Source organism: Streptomyces sp. P9(2023), from assembly GCF_032436795.1.
In the GTDB taxonomy this organism is placed as follows: Bacteria; Actinomycetota; Actinomycetes; order Streptomycetales; family Streptomycetaceae; genus Streptomyces.
On record NZ_JAUPWM010000764.1, the window covers coordinates 1 to 244 of the forward strand.

Annotated in this window: 1 protein-coding gene; it reads right to left on the reverse strand. The window is 59.8% G+C overall.

All coding sequences use genetic code 11. The annotated features are described in order from the left end of the window. On the reverse strand, nucleotides 1-195 hold a 195-nt coding region (locus tag Q5762_RS39370; protein ID WP_315897126.1), incomplete at its 3' end, for a DUF1330 domain-containing protein. Between the last annotated feature and the right edge of the window lie 49 nt (nucleotides 196-244).

The following is a 244-nucleotide window of genomic DNA, read 5'->3' on the forward strand; positions in this document are numbered from 1 at the left end:
CTCGGCCGCCTCAAGGCTGGGAAAGCGCGCCACGACATTGCGCGCCCGGTCCTTGCCTTCAAGCTGAACATAGCGGCCGGCACGGGCAAGGAACACGCCACCATGAGCGGCAATGGCTTGCGTCGCCAATGTGGCATAACGGCCATAAGCTTCTGCGTTGGTCACATGGACATTGGCAATCCACAGCGCGCTCATACCATCTTCTCCGCAATCAGGTTCTGAACCGCAGTAACGGCCGATTCTG